Source organism: Streptomyces sp. NPDC002104, assembly GCF_053593795.1.
Map to the genome: position 1 here is coordinate 14,254 of NZ_JBSFDF010000023.1, position 16,696 is coordinate 30,949.

22 protein-coding genes are annotated in these 16,696 nt (G+C 70.9%); 10 read left to right on the plus strand and 12 right to left on the minus strand.

All coding sequences use genetic code 11. From position 1 onward, the window contains the following. The first annotated feature begins 4 nt into the window (after positions 1-4). Positions 5-640, plus strand: a complete 636-nt coding sequence (locus ACWCP2_RS20365; protein WP_450909990.1) for an OmpA family protein — start codon at positions 5-7, stop codon at positions 638-640. Positions 641-676: 36 nt separating this feature from the next. On the opposite strand, the gene ACWCP2_RS20370 is transcribed toward ACWCP2_RS20365, so the two are convergent. The 3 genes from ACWCP2_RS20370 to ACWCP2_RS20380 all read right to left on the minus strand — a co-directional run bounded on the left by ACWCP2_RS20370 (position 677) and on the right by ACWCP2_RS20380 (position 2,474). Then, positions 677-874 carry a hypothetical protein gene (locus ACWCP2_RS20370; RefSeq protein WP_450909991.1) on the minus strand — a complete coding sequence of 66 codons (198 nt, stop codon included), beginning with the start codon at positions 872-874 and terminating at the stop codon, positions 677-679. Positions 875-1,422: 548 nt separating this feature from the next. Beyond that, complete coding sequence (locus tag ACWCP2_RS20375; RefSeq protein ID WP_450909992.1) at positions 1,423-1,614, minus strand: hypothetical protein; 192 nt, start codon at positions 1,612-1,614, stop codon at positions 1,423-1,425. A gap of 8 nt (positions 1,615-1,622) precedes the next feature. Beyond that, positions 1,623-2,474, minus strand: coding sequence for a helix-turn-helix domain-containing protein (locus ACWCP2_RS20380; protein ID WP_450909993.1), 852 nt, complete (start codon positions 2,472-2,474; stop codon positions 1,623-1,625). Positions 2,475-2,723: 249 nt separating this feature from the next. Here ACWCP2_RS20380 and ACWCP2_RS20385 point away from each other — a divergent pair, with 249 nt between their 5' ends. The 5 genes from ACWCP2_RS20385 (at position 2,724) to ACWCP2_RS20405 (ending at position 6,301) form a co-directional block, all read left to right on the plus strand. After that, positions 2,724-3,224 carry an ATP-binding protein gene (locus ACWCP2_RS20385; protein ID WP_450909994.1) on the plus strand — a complete coding sequence of 167 codons (501 nt, stop codon included), beginning with the start codon at positions 2,724-2,726 and terminating at the stop codon, positions 3,222-3,224. 324 nt (positions 3,225-3,548) lie between these two features. Further along, the gene (locus ACWCP2_RS20390) at positions 3,549-4,115 is read left to right on the plus strand and encodes an RNA polymerase sigma factor (RefSeq protein ID WP_450909995.1); all 567 of its coding nucleotides are present in this window, start codon (positions 3,549-3,551) and stop codon (positions 4,113-4,115) included. Then, positions 4,108-5,127: a CU044_5270 family protein gene (locus ACWCP2_RS20395; protein WP_450909996.1), complete on the plus strand. Its 1,020-nt coding sequence runs from the start codon at positions 4,108-4,110 to the stop codon at positions 5,125-5,127. The genes ACWCP2_RS20390 and ACWCP2_RS20395 overlap by 8 nt, the downstream gene beginning before the upstream one ends. A 49-nt stretch (positions 5,128-5,176) precedes the next feature. After that, positions 5,177-5,485 carry a hypothetical protein gene (locus ACWCP2_RS20400; protein WP_450909997.1) on the plus strand — a complete coding sequence of 103 codons (309 nt, stop codon included), beginning with the start codon at positions 5,177-5,179 and terminating at the stop codon, positions 5,483-5,485. 315 nt (positions 5,486-5,800) lie between these two features. Next, complete coding sequence (locus ACWCP2_RS20405) at positions 5,801-6,301, plus strand: hypothetical protein (protein ID WP_450909998.1); 501 nt, start codon at positions 5,801-5,803, stop codon at positions 6,299-6,301. Between the two features lie 73 nt (positions 6,302-6,374). Here the strand turns inward: ACWCP2_RS20405 and ACWCP2_RS20410 are convergent, their stop codons facing one another. From ACWCP2_RS20410 to ACWCP2_RS20420, 3 genes are all read right to left on the minus strand, one after another. Next, entirely contained in the window at positions 6,375-7,253 is an 879-nt protein-coding gene (locus ACWCP2_RS20410) for a GNAT family N-acetyltransferase (RefSeq protein ID WP_450909999.1), read from the minus strand. Between the two features lie 263 nt (positions 7,254-7,516). Then, entirely contained in the window at positions 7,517-7,900 is a 384-nt protein-coding gene (locus ACWCP2_RS20415) for a DUF4267 domain-containing protein (protein ID WP_450910000.1), read from the minus strand. 63 nt (positions 7,901-7,963) lie between these two features. Beyond that, complete coding sequence (locus ACWCP2_RS20420) at positions 7,964-8,884, minus strand: zinc-binding dehydrogenase (protein WP_450910001.1); 921 nt, start codon at positions 8,882-8,884, stop codon at positions 7,964-7,966. A 135-nt stretch (positions 8,885-9,019) separates the two neighbouring features. On the opposite strand from ACWCP2_RS20420, the gene ACWCP2_RS20425 reads away from it, so the two are divergent. Further along, positions 9,020-9,472, plus strand: a complete 453-nt coding sequence (locus ACWCP2_RS20425) for a winged helix-turn-helix transcriptional regulator (protein ID WP_450910002.1) — start codon at positions 9,020-9,022, stop codon at positions 9,470-9,472. Positions 9,473-9,503: 31 nt separating this feature from the next. Here the strand turns inward: ACWCP2_RS20425 and ACWCP2_RS20430 are convergent, their stop codons facing one another. The 5 genes from ACWCP2_RS20430 to ACWCP2_RS20450 all read right to left on the minus strand — a co-directional run bounded on the left by ACWCP2_RS20430 (position 9,504) and on the right by ACWCP2_RS20450 (position 13,855). Further along, complete coding sequence (locus tag ACWCP2_RS20430) at positions 9,504-10,649, minus strand: RNA polymerase sigma factor (RefSeq protein ID WP_450910003.1); 1,146 nt, start codon at positions 10,647-10,649, stop codon at positions 9,504-9,506. Between the two features lies 1 nt (position 10,650). After that, on the minus strand, positions 10,651-11,064 hold the full coding sequence (locus ACWCP2_RS20435; protein WP_450910004.1) for a YciI family protein: 414 nt from the start codon (positions 11,062-11,064) through the stop codon (positions 10,651-10,653). 98 nt (positions 11,065-11,162) lie between these two features. Then, on the minus strand, positions 11,163-11,555 hold the full coding sequence (locus ACWCP2_RS20440; RefSeq protein WP_450910005.1) for a hypothetical protein: 393 nt from the start codon (positions 11,553-11,555) through the stop codon (positions 11,163-11,165). A 227-nt stretch (positions 11,556-11,782) separates the two neighbouring features. After that, complete coding sequence (locus ACWCP2_RS20445) at positions 11,783-13,156, minus strand: SH3 domain-containing protein (RefSeq protein WP_450910006.1); 1,374 nt, start codon at positions 13,154-13,156, stop codon at positions 11,783-11,785. A gap of 132 nt (positions 13,157-13,288) precedes the next feature. Further along, on the minus strand, positions 13,289-13,855 hold the full coding sequence (locus tag ACWCP2_RS20450; protein ID WP_450910075.1) for a TetR/AcrR family transcriptional regulator: 567 nt from the start codon (positions 13,853-13,855) through the stop codon (positions 13,289-13,291). A gap of 136 nt (positions 13,856-13,991) precedes the next feature. On the opposite strand from ACWCP2_RS20450, the gene ACWCP2_RS20455 reads away from it, so the two are divergent. From ACWCP2_RS20455 to ACWCP2_RS20465, 3 genes are read left to right on the plus strand one after another with little or no spacing between them, the layout of a single operon-like run. Further along, on the plus strand, positions 13,992-14,441 hold the full coding sequence (locus ACWCP2_RS20455; protein WP_450910007.1) for a nuclear transport factor 2 family protein: 450 nt from the start codon (positions 13,992-13,994) through the stop codon (positions 14,439-14,441). Positions 14,442-14,491: 50 nt separating this feature from the next. Next, a complete protein-coding gene (locus ACWCP2_RS20460; RefSeq protein WP_450910008.1) occupies positions 14,492-14,914 on the plus strand; it encodes a DnaJ family domain-containing protein in 423 nt (140 codons plus the stop codon). Between the two features lie 37 nt (positions 14,915-14,951). Beyond that, complete coding sequence (locus ACWCP2_RS20465) at positions 14,952-15,641, plus strand: SMI1/KNR4 family protein (RefSeq protein WP_450910009.1); 690 nt, start codon at positions 14,952-14,954, stop codon at positions 15,639-15,641. 50 nt (positions 15,642-15,691) lie between these two features. On the opposite strand, the gene ACWCP2_RS20470 is transcribed toward ACWCP2_RS20465, so the two are convergent. Next, positions 15,692-16,684: an SGNH/GDSL hydrolase family protein gene (locus ACWCP2_RS20470; protein WP_450910010.1), complete on the minus strand. Its 993-nt coding sequence runs from the start codon at positions 16,682-16,684 to the stop codon at positions 15,692-15,694. Between the last annotated feature and the right edge of the window lie 12 nt (positions 16,685-16,696).

The following is a 16,696-nucleotide window of genomic DNA, read 5'->3' on the forward strand; positions in this document are numbered from 1 at the left end:
CCCCATGACCAATCGCCATCGCATCACAGCTGCCACAGCCGTCGCCGGCCTCGTCATCGCCGGGGCGCATTTCATCGGCGCGACCAGCGCCTACGCGGACGATGTCACGCCCTCTGTCCCCCCAGGCACGGAACCGTCGGCTTCGGCGCCCACGCCCATCAGGTCCGACTCGCCAGGGCTGAAGCTCCCGCAGGGCGGCATCCTCGCCGCCCCCAAGGTGCTGGACATGGTGGAGGTAGTCGAGGACATCGGCGGCGAGGAACGGCGCCAGGAGACGAACCAGACCGTCATGATGGCGCTGCAGTCCGAGGTGATGTTCCCCGAGGACAGTGCCATCTTCAACGCTCAGGCCGCTGCCCGTATCCAGGCCATCGGGCAGGAGATCAACACCCAGAAGGCCACCACTGTCCGGATCTTCGGTTTCACCGACGACCAGGGCAGCTACGAGCACGGCAAGGAACTCTCCAAGAAGCGCGCCGACGCAGTCCAGGCCGAGCTGGCGAAGACGGTGACCAATCCCAGCGTCACCTTCGACGTACGCGGCTACAGCGAGGACTACCCGATCGCCGACAACGGCACCGAGGAAGGCCGCAAGAAGAACCGCCGAGTCGAGGTCACCTTCCCGCGCAGTATCAAGTAGGCCGCGACCCCGCCACCCGCTCCGGCGGGGGCGGGGTCAGTCCGTCAGCAGGTGGTCGGCCTTACCGGCCTTGATCTCGCGGATGAGCTGTTGCAGTGCCTCGCGGGTGTCGGTGAGGTAGGTGTCTTCCTGGCCAGCGAGGGCGATGTAGCTGTTGCCGTCCTCGTCCACGCCGATCCGGTAGCAGGAGCTCCCTTCGCCGCAGAAGGGCGTTTCCCAGGTCACGTCGCTCACGGCGTTCCCTCTCACTCTCGGTGCGCGAAGGCAGATGAAGTCCCGGGAAGCCTCCCCGGGGTCAGGCCTGCCCATTCCGAGTTGCGCCGTCGGCTCCACCGCGTGGAACTGCCCGGCGCGCATCGCCCACACGAGTGGCTGGAGTCCCCTTTGGAACCAAGGTGGCGTTTGATGCACGGCCCCACCCTTGTCGGCGAACTGCATCAGTACTCGGTCGACATGCCCTGGTTCATTTGCAGGTTCGTCCCCGGTCCTGCCTGGCCAGTCGCCCGAGATCTCTACGCAGGTTTCGCCCAGTGGCAGGACCGGCGTGAGCCAGACCCCGAGGGCCTCCAGGAGATGGCATTCCTGGACCCGCTTTCAGCACTTGGCCTGGAACTTGAGGCACAGGACGGAACGCGGAGGGCAGTCTTCCGCCGCGCCCTCGTATGGATCCGCGACGACGTCGCCCACGTGCGCTGCTAACTCCCTAGGACGAGTCCGTGCGCGGGGCTCGGGGGAGGGGAGTGTCCGCCCACGGGCCCCGGCGAGCGGACCGGCGCCAGCGCCTACAGCAGGTGGTCGGCCTTGCCGGCCTTGATGTCCCGGATCAGTTGTTGCAGTGCCTCGCGGGTGTCGGTGAGGTAGGTGTCCTCGTGGCCTGCGAGGGCTATGTAGCTGTTGCCCTCCCCGTCCACCCCGATCCGGTAGCAAGCGCTGGCCTCAGCGCAGTAGGGGTCTTCCCAGGTGATGTCGGCCATCGTTCCCCTCACAGTTGGCGCGCCACGTCGTGGATGAACTCACGGGACTCGTCGGGTGCCAGGCTGAGTCGTGCCATCCAGTCCAACTGGGCGCGATATTTATCTAGTTGGGCCTCGGTGTGCAGGAAGTCGGGTCCGTGCGTGTTGTCGCTCTGCACGGTGTCGAGCTGTGGGACCGGTCCCTCCAGGTAGTTGACCGTCTGGCCGGCCCCCGGGAACCCTCCGGCCTCGAAGGGGAGGACACGGATCACGACGTTGTCCCGCTCGGAAATCTGGAGGAGGTGCTCCAGCTGAGCCCTCGCGACGAGGCGGCCACCGAACTGCATCCGCAACGCCGCTTCGTGCAGGATGGCGACGTACTCGGGTGCCGAGTCGCCTTCCAGTACCTGCTGTCGTTCCAGTCTATGGGCCAGCCGCAGGGCGGTTTCTGACTCCGGGAGGGCCGGTACCGCGAACCGGAAAATGGCGAGTGCGTGATCACTGGTTTGCAGGAGTCCGGGAATGTGCACCGAATGCGCGCACCGGATCCGGCTGGCATGAGATTCCAGCTCCGCGATGTCGAGTATCCCCGAGGACAGTCGGCCTCGGTAGTGCTCCCACCAGCCGCGCTTCTGGGGCTGCGCCATGTCGACGAGCGCGTCGATGTACCGCTCGTCGGCGCAGCCGCAGTGGCAGGCCAGTGACCGGAGGCGCTCCTCACTGATGGTGCGGATTCCCTGCTCGATGGCGGAGATCTTGGAGCGGTCGACACCGAGGAGCCCTGCGGCGGACTCGGCGGAAACGTCTGCGGCCAGCCTCAACCTGCGTAGCTCGGCGCCCAGTCGCTTCTGTCGTTCGGTCGGCGAGGTCCTTGGGGGCATGGCTGCAGTTTGCCGTGTGGACGCCCCATGGATCCACCGTGGGCAAACTTCCGGACTCTGGTGGCGAATTCACCACCGACTTCGCTACCCTGGGTAGTGCACCGCTCACGCAAGGGAGTTGGAAGTGCATCGCCGCAGCATGCCTCGGCCTCGGCGACGAGCCACTACTCCCACCCACGCGAGAGCAACCCGTGCGCGTCGAGCTCACCGAGGTTGCGTCCTCATTCGCGTCACGACAGGGAGTCCGTCATGCTCAGCCCCTTCATGCCCCCCAGCCCCGGCTGCTCCGATGCCCGCCCGTCGTCGGGCGAGCCGCCGTCGCCCGATGGGCTGTCGTGCAGCCTGACCGTGCCCGGGGAGCCGTACAGCGCCCAGATCGCGCGCAGCACCGTACGGTCCGTCCTGCACGCCCACCACCTCGACCGGGTCGCGCCGGCCGCCGTGCAGGTCGTAGGGGAACTCATTGCCGCTGCCTGGTACTTGGACCCCGGTCGGAGCCTGTACCTCGCCCTGCGCCACCGCGAAGGGGCTCTCCGCCTCACCGTCTACGACGGGCACGCCCCCCACACCCACCCCCGCCTCGCCGCCCACTGCGAGGCCCGCCGCCGCGCCGCCCTACGGGTGATGGCCGCCGTCGTGCGGGACTGCGGCGGGGCCTGGGGGTTCGGGGAGTCCCGGGAACCCGGTGGCGGGACGCGGACCTGGGCGAGCCTGCCGGTCGCCGGGGCCGCCGGGTACCTGGCCCCCTGACTGTCATCAGGCGTGCCGGCGGGCCGAGTTCAGGAGCCCGCCCGGGTCGGGTATCGGGCTCCGCGCGGGTGGCCGCCTGGTGGGTCGCTACGGCGTGCAGGCGGGTCCGCCGGATCCGCCGGACCGGGCACACGGCTGTCCGTTCGTGTTGCCCGCGCCAGCCGGTCCGTTGCCCGCCCCGTGAGGGGCGCGGGGAGGACCCTGGCGGTCCAGAACTCCCCTGAACACACCGTTTTCGGGATGACGTGAGAGACCCGGGCAGAGAATCTTCGGCCTGAGCTGTAAGAGATCCGAGCGGTCGGACATAGACAGGTCGGAGGGGATGTGACCACGACGACTGACGAAGAACGCTTCACCGCGATCTACCAGCGCCACTACTCGAACATCGAGAGCTACGTCCGGCGTCGGTGTGAACCGGCCCAGGTCTCCGACCTGGTGGCCGAGGTCTTCATGGCGGCTTGGCGGAGACTGGGTGATATTCCCCCGACGTCGACCTTGCCCTGGTTGTACGGCGTCGCCAGGAACGTCCTGGCGAACTCCTACCGTGCGCAGGAGCGCCAAACGCGCCTCCTGGCAGAGCTGGCGGGGCAGCGCGCGGAGAGCATGTCGGACCATGCCGAATCCGTGCAGAACCGGCTGCTGATGGCCGCAGCCTTCGACGGCCTATCCCTGGACGATCAAGAAGTCCTGCGACTTTCCCTCTGGGAAGATCTCCCCGCCCGAGATGCCGCCAAAATCATGGGATGCAGTACGCCGGCCTATCACGTCAGGTTGCACCGGGCGCGCAAGCGGCTCAAAAAGGGAACGGCATCCCACCAACGGCCACGGGTTTCATCAGATGGTGCAGGGTGCGTCCCGGCGAGGGTTGAGGGGATCGGGATCAGTGAGTGATATCGATGAGATCTTCCGCTCCATGGATCCATCAAAAACGGCCGGATGGCAAGCCGCGGATGCGGAGCGGGAATTCACCTTGGTGACGACGCTGATGTCGCCTCGCGACAGCAGCTCACCCGGCAAGGCGTCGGTGGCTGCCCCTCGTCGGCGTTGGGCCTTCGGTCTTTCTGCGGTAGCGGCCATGACGGTCTGCGCATTCGCAGCCGTCAACGTCCTGGGGCCCAACGCGCAACCCGTCCTTGCCCTCACACCCGCGGCATTGCACTACACCAACTCAGGGAAGTCCGCCCAAAGTGCACTGGATGAACTCGCTCGGACCGCGGAGGCCGGGAGCCGTGAATCGGTAGACGGGCAAGCTCTGTATTTCAAGCACGAAATCTGGGCGCTGTCCACGCGGATCGACGGGATCCAAGTCACTTCTGCGATCATTCCCGAAGTGCGTCAGGTCTGGCGGAAGCCCGACGGGTCGGCGAAATGGAAAGCGAAAACGAAGCCGCCGGTATTCGAAAACGGTGCGCAGCGCAGAATCTGGGAAGGTTCAGGATCAGCGGGGAAGACTCCCACGTCCTGGTCCGGCGCATCCGGCCCCGCCGACGCGTCGGACCTCAGGAACAAGCCGGCACCAAGCGATACGGCAGGCATGGCCCGATGGCTATCCCTGGGCTACGAGTCCTTTGGACCCGGCCAGCTCTTCGACTCCCTCTCGGAGCGGAACCTCAGCAACCTGTTCTCCCCGCAGCAACGTGCCGCCTTGCTCCGCGTCTTGGCCGGCACGGAGGGTGTTGTCTACCGTGGGGAAGTGGCGGACCGGGCGGGGCGTCCCGGCGTATCGTTCTCCGTGGATTCGGACTACGGCGGGCTCCCCGTGAAGCGCACCCTCATCTTCGATACTCACAACGGCAAGTTGCTGGCCTACGAGGAAGAACTGACCACAACAGCAGGCAGTCTGAACGTCAGAGTCCCTTCGGTCATCCTCTATGTGAATTACTTGGAAGCCCGGCCGCAATAGGTGTACGGGGGGCGGGGTCGATTCGGCACGAGGGGAGAGGGAGCAGGACGTGGATTGGTACGGGGTCCGGTGCGTGTTCGAGTGGGTGACCCAGGACGGGAGGAGCTACGAGGAGCGGATCACGCTCTGGCAGGCCGTATCGGCTGACGAGGCGATTGCCCTCGCCGAGGCGGAGGCCGAGGTGTACGCGGCCGACAACGGCTTCGGCTACCTGGGTTTCGCCCAGTCCTACCGGATGGACGGCGCACCGGGCTCGGGTGCCGAGGCGTTCTCGCTGTTCCGCACGAGCGCACTGGAGCCGAACGCGTACCTCGACGCCTTCTTCGACACCGGAACCGAGCGCCAGCAGCACCACTGAGGGTTTGAGGCCTCGCCCGAACTACCTGAATGCGAACGCGAGGTGAGGTAGGTTGACGGGCGGCCTCGCGGTGGCTGTCCGGTTTCCTGCGCAGCCCAGAGGTGCGAAGACTCCACATCGGAAGTACCCACCGACGAGGGAAGGGTAATCGTGCGCTGTGTGCGCGGTCGCGTTGTGCCGGTCGCCGTGTCTCTCGGAGCGGGCTTGGTGCTTGGTCTGTTGGGTCCCGTTGTCGGAAGACTCAGCAATCCCTTCTGTGTCGCCGTGGGTACCGTTTTCTCCAGTGGGTGGCCGTGGGCCTGCTACGCCCTGCTCGTGGGCTACTTCCGCCGGTCCAAGAGGGAGTCGGCATTGCTGGCGTCCTTGGGATTGGCCATCGGCGTGGTCGCGTACTACCTCTTCAAGGACATGAATCCCGTCATTCCGGCCGGAATGGAACGCGCCACCTCCGTTCCGGATGGGATGGAGGCGGAATCCGGTACCTCCAGCGGGGGTCAAGCCCTCGTGTGGGGCATGGCGGCCCTCGTGTTCGGTGCGCCCTTGGGGTTCATGGGAAACGTCGCGCGAACGCCGGGAGTGGGCGGCCTTCCGTTCCGGCTGCTTGTGCCCCTGATCGCCTTCTTCGAGGCGACCCAGCGGCTGAGCGTGGAGGCGGACTCGCGGGGGCCGGTCTTCGGCGCAACCTGGAACGCAACGCGCGTCGCGGCGTGCGTCGTTGCCGTCGTCCTTGTGGGGCACACCGTCTGGAGCTGGCGCGACCGGCGTGGCCCAGCCGGCGGGCGAGCCGAAGCTGCCGCGCCCGCACGGCGTCCTTGAACCCCGGTCCGTCAGGACCGCGCAGGCGGCCCGGACCGGGTGGATCCAGGTCCGGGCCGCCGTCCGCGCGCCGCTACAGGTCGAGTTGGTACTGGACCGTCGTGTGCGTGGGCAGGTAGCCGAGGCCGTCGCTGATGCGTCGCATGGGTGCGTTGCTGTCGGCGGTGTCGGTCAGGAGGCCGCCGAGGCCGGGATGGCGGGCGTGGGCCTGGCGGATCGACTCGGCCTTCATCCAGCGGCCGAGGCCGTGTCCGCGGTGCTCGGGCAGGACGCCGGTGCCGTAGTGCTGGCCGTCGCCCGTGCCGTTGCCGGGGACGACGAGTTCGGTGAACCCGGCGATCGAACCGTCGGCCGTGTCGATGGCGGCGACCGTGTGCAAGTGGTCCCCCCGGTCGTGAACGGCCTTCGCCGCGGCCCGGACCCGGTCCACGTCCCAGGTCACGGTGCCGTAGTCGGTGTCCTCCATGGGCGTGTCGTCCATCGCGCGGCGCGAGGCGGCGAAGGTGGTGGCCAGGTCGTCGGGGACGGTTCCCTGCCAGGACACCAGCCGGTAGCCGGGGTGCGGGCGCTCGATGATCTCGGTGAGGGCGGTCGGGTTCACGTCCGCCAGTGGCAGCCGGGCGAACCGCAGGGTGAGCACCTTGCGGAAGCCGTGGGCCGGCAGGAAGCGGTCGCCGGGCGATCCGGCCTCGGCCTGCGCGCTGACGCAGCGCCGGGCGTCGGCGCGGGCGGCGGCCACGGCGGCGTCGAGGAGCCCGGAGCCGACGCCCTTGCGGCGCTCCGCGGGATGCACGTGGAGGGTCAGTTCGGCCAGGTGCGCCTGTCCGCCGTCGAACAGGCGGAGGAAGGCCGTGCCGACGGTGATGGAATCCGCGTCGGATGCCAGCCACGCGAGGCGGCGGCTGTTCGCGCCGTGTGCGGGGTCGGTCAGTGGAGTGATGCGGTACGACAAGGTGTCTCCGTCGTGAGGAGGTGGCAAAGGTCAGTACGCGGGCACACCTGCCGGGCACTCGTGCGCATGTGCTCCACACCTCCTCGTCGACCGTGCCGGTCCGGAACAAGGCGGCGGACGGCTCGGGTGAACGTAGCCGGGGCTCTTCCTCGTTGGCAACGGAATAAAGGGAAATGACTGGGGGCGCGGGCGAGCGCGGAGTGAGCGGGCGCGCTCACGGGCACCAGCGGCGGCGCCGGATCCCGGCCCGTGGCGTCCGGCGGTCAGAGCAGGAGGCCGAGGGCGGTCGCCACCATGACCGCCGCCGTCGCGGCGTGGACGCCGTAGGCGGTGGCCTTCGGTCCGCCGCTGCGCAGCACGATCAACGTGTCCGCGATCGGCATCACCGCGAAGGTCAGCAGGTACCACCCCAGGACCGAAGCCGGCGCGGTGAGCATCAGGACGAACATGAAGATCCCGCACACGATCTCGCGCGCCCCCTTCACGTGCAGCCAGGACCGGAAGGCGGGATCGTCGACCGGTGTGCCGGGAATGCCGAAGCCGGTGGCGTTCCGCGGCTTCGCGAAGGTCAGCGCGCCCATGACGATGAGGGCCGCGCCGAGGAGGCCGGCGAGAACGGTGGCAACGGTGGCAAGGGTGGTGAGCATCGGCTGTCCTGTTCGTCGGAGTAACGCGTACGAGGGGGAGGCGGTGGGAGGGTGCAGGTGGTGTCAGGGGACGAGGACGATCCGGCCGCGGACGCCGCCCTTGGCCATGGCCTCGTAGGCGTCGGCCGCCTCGGCGAGCGGTACGACGGCGTGGACGCGGGCCGGGAGTTCCCCCGTCGCCGCCCGTTCGAGCAGGCGGGCGAGGAGCGGGCCGTCGGGACGGGCGAAGAGGACCTCGACGGTGATGCCGCGTTCCCCGGGGAGCCGGGCCGCGGGCTGCACGCCCACGAAGCGGCCGCCGTCGCGCACCGCCCGCAGGGCGTCCTCCTGGAGGGCTCCGGCGTCGGCGACGGCGTCCCAGCCCTTCCCGAGCCCGGTGGCGAAGCCGGCGCCGAGGCCCCGTACGAACGGCTCGTCGGCCGCCCGGGCCGTCCCGGTCACCTGCCAGCCGCGGTCCTGCGCGAGTACGGCGGCGTACGCGCCCACCGCGCCGGCCGCGCCCGTCACCAGCAGGCGCCGGGCCCCCGCGGGCGCCTCACCGAGGAGGCCGACGAGCTGGGCCGCGGCGGTGGCGTTGAGCGGCACCACGGCCGCCTCGGTCAGGCCCAGGGCGTCCGGTACGACGGCGACCTTGGCGGCGGACACCAGGAGGTGCTCGGCATGGGATCCGTGGTCGCGGTCGAATCCGTCGAGGAAGCCGGCGACCCGCGTGCCGATGGGGAGCCCGGCGCCCGGTCCGGCGGCATCGACCGTGCCGGCGAAGTCCCAGCCGAGCCCGGTGTGCTGAGGCTGGTCGACCAGGCCGAGCCGGTGGAAGACACCCCCGGCCACCCCCAGGTCCACCGGGTTGACCGCCGCGGCGGCCACCTCGACCCGGATCTGCTCCGGCCCCGGCTCCGCCAGCGGGACGGTGACCGTACGGATGGACCGGGGTCCGGACGGAACGCGGACCACGGCCCGCCGGGACGTCATGTGCTGCGCCATCGACTTCTCCTTCGTGGGGCCCCGTGCGGGACGGCCTTGCCATCGCCTGGGCCTGTCACCACCATGGAGGCACCTGCTCACCGGTGGGAAGGAGGCACCTCGGAGTGCCTAAGTGACCGATCGGAGACGCGAGTCATGCCGACCACGACCGCATCCCAGCGGCGGGCCGCAGCCAAGGCGGAGTACGACGCGTTCTTCGCGCAATGTCCCAGCCGCCAGCTCCTGGAGCGCATCTCCGACAAGTGGGTGGCCCTCGTGCTCGCCGCCCTGGACGGGGACGGCCCGGGGACGGCACCCGGCGACGAGCCGAGGCCCATGCGCTTCTCCGAACTGCAACGCCGGATCTCGGGCGTGAGCCAGAAGATGCTGACGCAGACACTGCGCGCACTGGAGCGCGACGGAATGGTGACCAGGACCGTGACCCCCACGGTGCCCGTCACCGTCAGCTACGAGCTGACCGACCTCGGCCGCTCCCTCCAGGGGCTCATGAAGGGGATCAAGGCCTGGGCGGAGGGTCACATGGAGGAGGTCCTCACCCATCGCGGCGGCTACGACGGCCAAGGGCCGGGCGGCGGCGCCGCCGACTGACGGGCAGCGCGGGCCCGGTCCGCGCGGGGGATCAGGCGCGGCGGGCGGAGTTCAGGCGGGCCGCCTGACGGGTCAGATGGTCGCGTTCCGCGAGGTTCGGGGCCCGGTGGGCCGCCTCGGCGTACAGGCGGGCCGCCGTCGTCAGGTCGCCGTCGCGTTCGTGCAGGTACGCGGCCACCGCGGTGTGCCGGGGGAGCGCGGCGTCCAGCTCCGCGAGGGCCGCCAGGCCCGCCCGGGGGCCGTCGGCCTCGCCGACCGCCACCGCCCGGTTGAGGCGGGCGATCGGACTGCCGGTCAGGCGCACCAGCTCGTCGTACCACTCCACGATCTGCACCCAGTCGGTCTCCGCGGTGGTCCGCGCGTCCGCGTGCAGGGCGGCGATGGCGGCCTGGGCCTGGAACTCGCCCAGCCGGTCCCGGGCGAGCGCGCCGTGCAGGATGCCGATGCCCTCGGCGATCAGCGCCGTGTCCCACCGGGTACGGTCCTGCGCGGCGAGCGGGATCAGGCTCCCGTCGGGGGCGGTGCGGGTGGCCCGCCGGGCGTGGTGGATCAGCATCAGGGCGAGGAGCCCCGACACCTCCGGGTGGTCGATCGAGGCCGCCAGGCCGCGGGTGAGCCGGATCGCCTCGGCGGCGAGGTCCACGTCGCCGGAGTACCCCTCGTTGAAGACCAGGTAGAGCACGCGCAGGACCGTACCGACGTCGCCGGGGCGGTCGAAGCGGACGTCGGAGACGGTCCGCTTGGCGCGGCTGATGCGCTGCGCCATGGTCGCCTCGGGAACCAGGTACGCCGCCGCGATCTGGCGCGTCGTGAGCCCGCCGACCGCGCGCAGCGTGAGCGCGACGGCCGACGACGGGGTCAGGGACGGATGGGCGCACAGGAAGTACAGCTGGAGCGTGTCGTCCACCCCGGACGCGGGGCCCGGCGCCGGCTCCTCCTCCACCCGGTCCTCGCGCCGGCGGCGGGCGGTGTCCGCCCGCGTCGCGTCGAGGAACCGCCGCCAGGCCACGGTGACCAGCCAGGCCTTCGGATCGCGCGGAGGATCCCCGGGCCAGACGCGCACCGCTTCGAGGAGCGCCTCCTGCACGGCGTCCTCGGCCGCCGCGAAGTCGGCTCCGCGGCGGACGAGGATCCCGAGGACGTGCGGAGTGAGGCTCCGGAGCAGGGCCTCGTCCACGTCAGTGGCACTCGGGGACGTTGGGCGGCACGGCCAGGAACGGGCGCAGCTCCAGCCACTCGTGGATCGGCTTGCCACCGGCGCCGGGGGCGGCCGACAGCTCCCCGGCCAGCTCGACGGCGCGCTCGTAGCCGTCCACGTCGATCACCATCCAGCCGGCGATCAGGTCCTTGGTCTCGGCGAAGGGGCCGTCGGTGACCGGCGGGCGCCCCTCGCCGTCGTAGCGGACCCAGGTCCCCTCGGGGGCGACCGCCTGACCGTCGACGAACTCGCCGGTGCCCTCCAGCTTGGCCGCGAAGTCGTGCATGTACTGGATGTGGGCCGTGATCTCCTCCGGCGTCCACTCGCTCATGGGGACGTCGTTCGCGCAGGCAGGGGCGCCGCGGTAGTGCTTGAGAAGCAGGTACTTGGCCATGATGGTCTCCTCCGTGCGGTGCGGCCCATTGTGGCCGCTTCCACTGAGGAGACGGAGCCGGGCACGGGTTCTCGACATCGCCGCCGAAGTTTTTTCGCTCAGGTGCGGTAGACGCGGTCGCTCTTCAGCCAGCCGTCGGCGTCGCGGTCCTTCCCGTGGCCGTGGCCGTGGCCGTCGCCCTTGCTGTGACAGTGCCACCAGCCCCAGCTCCACGCGTGATGGTGGCGTTCGTTCTGGGCCAGTCCGTGCCAATGGCAGGAGACGAGGCCGTGGTCGTCGTGGTGGCGGTCGTGATCGTGGCGGCCGTAGCCGTCACCGTCGTCGTCGCCGGGGCGGACGCCGTGCCCGGGTGCCACCGCGGTGACGGCGCCGGCAGGGGAGTGGGCCGGCGCGGCGGACGCGCCGGAGGACAGCAGTGCGCCTGCTGCGGCCAGGGCGGCCGAGGCCGTGAGGACGCCGAGACGACGCCGGGTGCGGGGCAGGGGGGTCATGAGAAGTCACCTCCGGGGCGAGCAGAGACGGAGAACGAGGGGCCACCTGCTCTGCGTGAACCCCTTCCTCCATTAGCCCCGGGCCGTTCCACGGCGTCATGCCCCTGGAGTTCGGGGCTTGACAGTCCGGACGCGCAAACGCCTTCGGTGCGTGCCGGGGCTCGGGGCCTCGGCACGCACCGAAGGTGATCAGGACGGGTCGGTCAACCGGTCGGTCAACCGGTTGGTCAGCAGGTGGGGATGCGGTTCAGGTTCGCGGCGTAGCGGGCGGCGATCCAGCCGCGGCCGTCGGCGAGCTTGTACCAAATGGCGTTGCCGTCGACCTCCGCGCCGTTGGTCTTGCACTGCACCTGGACCTCGGTGCCGTACTTGATCACGCCGGTCTTCTTGTACTGGGTGCCGGGGCCGGTGCGCACGTGCAGCTTGTCGCTGACGATGCGGGCCTTGCCGCCCTTGTCACCCTTGCCGCCGTGGTCCTTCCCACCGTGGTCCTTGCCACCGTGGTCCTGGCCGCACTTGCAGTTGCCGGGCTTGCCCTGGTCGCCCTTGGGACCCTTCGGGCCCTGCGGACCCTGGTCGCCCTTCGGCCCCTTGGGCCCGCCCGGTCCGCGCTCGCCCTTCGGACCCTGCTTGCCCTGCTCGCCCTTCGGGCCCCTCGGACCCTGTTCGCCCTTCGGTCCGCCCGGTCCGCGCGCTCCCGTCGGGCCGGCCGGGCCGGTGTTCCCGCGGTCGCCCTTGTCACCCTTGTCGCCCTTGTCGCCCTTCGGGCCCTGGGGGCCGCCGGACGGTCCCTGGTCGCCCGTCGGACCCGTCGGACCCGTCGGGCCGGTCGGGCCGGTCGGACCCGTCGGTCCGGTGTCGCCCTTGGGACCCTGGTCGCCCTTGGGGCCCTGGGGCCCCTTCGGCCCGTGGTCGCCCTTCTGGCCGCGGTCACCCTTCTCGCCGCGATCGCCGCGGTCCCCCCGATCGCCCTTCTCGCCCCGATCGCCCTTCTCGCCGCGCTCGCCCTGGTCGCCCTTGTCGCCCTTGGGGCCGGGGCGGCCGTGGTTGCCGGGCTTGCCGTCGTGGCCCGGCTTGCCGTCGTGCCCGTCGTGTCCGTCGTCGCCCTTGGGCCCCGTCACCGGGGTGGACACCGCGTACAGGGCGGGCGAGGCGCCGGCCGCCGCCCACTCGCCGCCGTCGAGCGTCGTTCCCTCGGGAGCGTCCGCGTCCACCCGTACGAGTACGCCCAGCCGGGTGTCGCTCTGCGCCGGGAAGGCGAAGCCCGCGCGGGTGCCCGCGTCGCAGGTGAGCTGGCGGGCGTTGCCCGAGAGGGTGCAGGGCGCGCCCGCACGGTCGCCGTTCCAGTAGAAGCGGGCCTCGGGGAAGGTCGTCCGCTCCGGCGCGGTGATCCGGAATCTGCTGCTGTGCGCCGGATCGCCGCTGGTCTCCGCCACGATCACCACGCGGCCGGTCTTGCCGGCGGCGATCGAGGGGACGTACGGCTGGGAGAACCGGATGTGCGGCGAGCCGGCGGCGAAAGCCGGCACGGCCGGCAGCAGGCAGGTCGCGGTGACGGCCGCGACGACCAGGGCGGCCGACGTGCAGCGGGAAGCAGACAAGGGTGTTTCCTCCGCGAGGAAAAGGCGACGGAACCGGAGGGCGACCGCCGAATGCGGTCTTCCGGTGGACAAAAGTGCCAACACCAGTTAAAAGCTGACAATGCGACCCGGTTGTGTACGACGCGTAACCGATCACTCGGCAGCCGCGTGAATCCCTCTGCCTCCTCCGTCGCGGAGCAGGACGTACGCCACCTCGCGCGCCCGTACCGCCGCCCCCGGCCCCGGTTCCAGGGCCGCGACCACCGTCGCCCCCTCGACCAGCAGCAGCAACTGCTCCGCCAGGCCCTCCCGGCCGGGACCGGCGATGCCGGCCAGCAGCGTCCGTAGCTCGGCCTTGTGCCGGCGTACGACGTCCAGCACCCCGGCGGGGCCCGCGCCCAGTTCCCCGTAGGCGTTCAGGAACGCGCAGCCGCGGAAGCCCGGCTCCGAGAACCACCCCGCGAGCCACTCGAAGACGGCCCCGACGGGGTCGCCCTGCCCCGCGACGGCTGCGCTCAGGCTCGTCATCCAGCGGCGGTCTCGGCGCTCCAGATAGGCGGTGACCAGGGATTCCTTGGCCGGGTAGAGGCGGTAGAGCCGCTTGAGCGGGATGCCCGACTCCGCGCGGATGCGGTCCATGCCCACGGCCTGGATGCCCTCGGCGTAGAACAGCGCCTCCGCGGCGTCCAGCAGCCGCGTGCGGGCCTCTTCGTCGGTCATGGGGGCGGGGGCGGTGGGCATGAAAGCAGCGTAGACCAGAAACGCTTGCAGGGAGAACGCTCGTTCTCTACTCTTGGGGCAGCGGCGAGAACGACCGTTCTCCCTCCTGCCCCGCAGAGCCGAGAGGCGTCCCGTCATGACTGCCAGCTCCAGCAGCACCGGTACCAGCGCCACTGCTTCCGTACGACCGCCCCTGCCGCCCTTCACCGAGGAGTCCGCGCGCGCCAAGGTGCAGGCCGCCGAGGACGCCTGGAACAGCCGCGACCCCGAACGCGTCGCCCTCGCCTACACCGAGGACTCCGCCTGGCGGAACCGCGACCGCTTCCTGACCGGCCGCGCCGAGATCCGCGGCTTCCTCGCGGACAAGTGGGAGCGCGAGCTGGAGTACCGGCTGCGCAAGGAGCTGTGGGCGTACACCGACAACCGCATCTCGGTGCGCTTCGAGTACGAGTGGCACGACGCGAGCGGCCAGTGGTGGCGCAGCCACGGCAACGAGCAGTGGGAGTTCGACGCCGCGGGCCTGATGCGCCGCCGGGAAGCGAGCATCAACGACATCCCGATCGAGGAGTCGGACCGACGCCTCTGAGGCCGGATCCAGGCCGGAGTTATGCTGGCGGCAACCCCTGGGGAGGCAACGTGACCGAGCGCAAACCGCCTGGTGTCAGCTTCGAATCCTTTGTGGACCGCCAGATCAGACAGGCCGGGGAACGCGGGGACTTCGCGGAACTGCCCGGCTTCGGCAAGCCGCTGGCCTCGCTCGACGCCCCGTACGACGAGCTGTGGTGGATCAAGGGCAAACTGCACCGCGAGGGCTTCGCGGTCCTCCCGCCCGCGCTCGCGCTGCGCAAGGAGGTCGAGGACGCCCGGGAGGCGGTCGAGGCCGCCCGCACCGAACGCCAGGTCCGCGCCCTCCTCGCGGAGATCAACGACAAGATCCGCACGGCCCTGCGCAGGCCCCCGCCCGGCCCCCCGCTGAACGTCAAGGAGTTCGACGTGGAAGCCGAACTCACCCGCTGGCGCGAGGGCCGTGAGTCCCGGGAGTCCCGGGAGTCCCGCTAGGCGCTGTGCTGTCACTGGCTCCCCGTACCGTCTGCGCATGGCTGATCAGCAGTGGAACGGTGTACGCGGGCGCGTGGTCGCGCTGGGGGCCCGGCCCGGGAGCGGCAAGGTCTTCGGCTCGCACGGACACGGGTGGGCCCTGGAGGATCCCCTGTCCGCGGCCGGGCTCGCCGAGCTCGAGGCGCAGGCGGGTGTGCGGTTGCCGGAGGACTACCGGAGCTTCCTCACCTCGGTGGGCGCCGGCGGCGCGGGTCCCGCGTACGGGCTCTTCCCCGTGCGTCGCGTGCACGGCCGCTGGCGCTGGGAAGGGGACGGCGCCGACCTGGCCGATCTGTCCATGCTCGCCCGGCCGTTCCCCGACCACGGCCCCGATCCCGAAGCCCTCGGCGCCCTCCTCGCCGTGCGCCCCGAAGAAGAGGACTTCGAGGAGATCGAGGACTTCGACGACGCCATCGAGGCATGGGACGAGCGGTGGGGAGCCCTCCTGTTCGCCCCCGAACGCACCGCCGGGGCCCTCGTCATCTCCCACCTCGGCTGTGCCCAGCGGGAGTGGCTGATCGTCAGCGGCACCCACCGCGGCACCGTCTGGTCCGACTGCCGGGCGGACGACGCCGACCTCGCCCCGCTCCTCGACCAGGCCGGGCAGCCGGTCACCTTCGCCCGCTGGTACCTGGACTGGCTGCACGAGGCGGAGCTCGCCACCCACCGGGCGTCCGCGCGCGCCTGAAGCGCACCCCGGGTCCGGTCCCGGGTCCGGGCGGGCCGGCCGTCTGAGGGTCAGCGTCTGCCCGCCCCCAGTCCTGCCAGGGCCTCGGTGACGCGGTCCGCCTGGTGGGTGGCGCCGCGGAGGTTCGGGTGGAGGACGGTGCAGGCCTCGCCCCGGGCCGGGATGGAGCGGCAGAGCTCGGAGGGCGGGTCGCTCTGCTCGCCCGGGCCGGTCAGGCTGTCCTTGATCCCGTACATCCAGCGCAGCTCGGGGCTCGCGCACACCCCGTGCCCGGTACTGGAGGCGTAGGTGTCCACGTACGTCGCGCCGCCGCGGCGGGCCTGTTCGCGCAGGAGGGTGTTGACCCGGCGCTCCAGGCTGTCGAGCCAGGGCATGTCGCCCTTGGCGACGGTTCCGAGCTGGTGCCAGGACCCCCAGCCGCAGCCCGCGGGCTGGTCCACGACGGCCGGATAGCCGACGACCGCCACCGCGGCGCGCGGGGCGCGCGTGCGGATCTCCTTCAGCAGGGCCGCGAAGTCGCTCTCCAGCGCGGTGAACCGGGCGTCGAGCCCGGCGGCGCCACCACCCCGCACGTAGTGATCGGTGCACGGTGTCCCCGTACCGAAAGAGGCCAGTCCGCGCTTCACGCAGGTCTCGACGATCTCGGAGAAGCCCACGGAGTTCCCGCCGGCGCCGACCGTGACGAGATCGGCTGCGGCCGTAACGGCCCTGATCTGCGCCGGTTTTGCGGTCCATCCGCCCGGTGGGGGCACGGACGGTGGCCCCTTCAGCTCGGACTGCGGACCCAGCAACCCCGCCCGCACCTCCGCGGCGGAGCAGGTGACATCGGTGAGCCTCAACTTCAGCCGCCGCGCGGCCTGGTGGGGATAGTCCTGCTCGGAGCGGCCGCATCCGTCGGTGTTCCACGGGCGCACGAAGGAGGCGGCGCTGTAGGAGTCCCCGAGGGCGACGTAGGAGAGGGGGCCGGCCGGCGCCTGCGGCGCCAGAACGGTGGTGAGGAGAGCCGCTGCGGCGGCGGTGGTGGTCAGGGCGAGACGCATCATGACGGCGGTGCC